Genomic DNA, 1,972 nt, shown 5'->3' on the forward strand with positions numbered 1-1,972 from the left:
GCCCTACACCCTTACCCCGGGACAACCACCGCCCGGGCTGGACTACCTTCCTGCGTCACCCCATCGCTCACCTACTACCACCTCGGGTCACCGGCTCCACCACTCCCCATCACTCCGAAGAGATCAAGGGCGGCTTCACGGGCTTAGCATCAGAGGGTTCAGCGCTGGCGCTTCAAAGCGGGTACCGGAATATCAACCGGTTGTCCATCGACTACGCCTGTCGGCCTCGCCTTAGGTCCCGACTTACCCTGGGCAGATCAGCTTGACCCAGGAACCCTTAGTCAATCGGCGCAAGAGTTTCCCACTCTTGTATCGCTACTCATGCCTGCATTCTCACTCGTGAACCGTCCACGACTCCCTTCCAGGGCCGCTTCACCCGGCACACGACGCTCCCCTACCCATCCGTACACCCGTTGGGGCTTCTGTACGAATGACACGACTTCGGCGGTACGCTTGAGCCCCGCTACATTGTCGGCGCGGAATCACTTGACCAGTGAGCTATTACGCACTCTTTCAAGGGTGGCTGCTTCTAAGCCAACCTCCTGGTTGTCTGTGCGACTCCACATCCTTTCCCACTTAGCGTACGCTTAGGGGCCTTAGTCGATGCTCTGGGCTGTTTCCCTCTCGACCACGGAGCTTATCCCCCGCAGTCTCACTGCCGCGCTCTCACTTACCGGCATTCGGAGTTTGGCTAAGGTCAGTAACCCGGTAGGGCCCATCGCCTATCCAGTGCTCTACCTCCGGCAAGAAACACACGACGCTGCACCTAAATGCATTTCGGGGAGAACCAGCTATCACGGAGTTTGATTGGCCTTTCACCCCTAACCACAGGTCATCCCCCAGGTTTTCAACCCTGGTGGGTTCGGTCCTCCACGCGGTCTTACCCACGCTTCAACCTGCCCATGGCTAGATCACTCCGCTTCGGGTCTTGGGCATGCGACTGAAACGCCCTATTCGGACTCGCTTTCGCTACGGCTACCCCACACGGGTTAACCTCGCCACACACCGCAAACTCGCAGGCTCATTCTTCAAAAGGCACGCAGTCACGACATGCAAGCAAGCTTGCATGCGACGCTCCCACGGCTTGTAGGCACACGGTTTCAGGTACTATTTCACTCCGCTCCCGCGGTACTTTTCACCATTCCCTCACGGTACTATCCGCTATCGGTCACCAGGGAATATTTAGGCTTAGCGGGTGGTCCCGCCAGATTCACACGGGATTTCTCGGGCCCCGTGCTACTTGGGTGTCGTACAAGCAAGCCGCTAATGTTTCAGCTACGGGGGTCTTACCCTCTACGCCGGACCTTTCGCATGTCCTTCGCCTACATCAACGGTTTCTGACTCGCCCAGCCGCCGGCAGACGACTGAAGTACGATCCCACAACCCCACATGCGCAACCCCTGCCGGGTATCACACGCATACGGTTTGGCCTCATCCGGTTTCGCTCGCCACTACTCCCGGAATCACGGTTGTTTTCTCTTCCTGCGGGTACTGAGATGTTTCACTTCCCCGCGTTCCCTCCACATACCCTATGTGTTCAGGTATGGGTGACAGCCCATGACGACTGCCGGGTTTCCCCATTCGGACACCCCCGGATCAAAGCTCGGTTGACAGCTCCCCGGGGCCTATCGTGGCCTCCCACGTCCTTCATCGGTTCCTGGTGCCAAGGCATCCACCGTGCGCCCTTAAAAACTTGGCCACAGATGCTCGCGTCCACTATGCAGTTCTCAAACAACGACCCGTCACCCAACTCCACCCACACACAGCAGGCTTCACCGAGTCCGGTCCACAACCGAGAACACTTCCGTGCCCTCAGGACCCAACAGCGTGCCCGACCCGACCAGTTGACGATGTGCGTTCCACGCCGAAGCAGTACTAACACTCACAACCAGCCGTGCCGAGTAGTCAACGTTCCACCCATGAGCTGACCACCGCCGGACATTCGCCGGCGTAGTGGCTCTGGACTGCTTGC

The 1,972-nt window shown here is 58.6% G+C and carries 1 rRNA gene (cut by a window edge); it reads right to left on the reverse strand.

Going from position 1 to position 1,972, the window contains the following annotated elements:
- A 23S ribosomal RNA gene (locus ACFZAU_RS41670) occupies nucleotides 1-1,699 on the reverse strand; its annotated part reaches 1,488 nt to the left of the window's first position; the annotation flags it as partial.
- Nucleotides 1,700-1,972 lie beyond the last annotated feature (273 nt).

The organism is Streptomyces sp. NPDC008238, assembly GCF_042956445.1.
Lineage (GTDB): Bacteria > Actinomycetota > Actinomycetes > Streptomycetales > Streptomycetaceae > Actinacidiphila.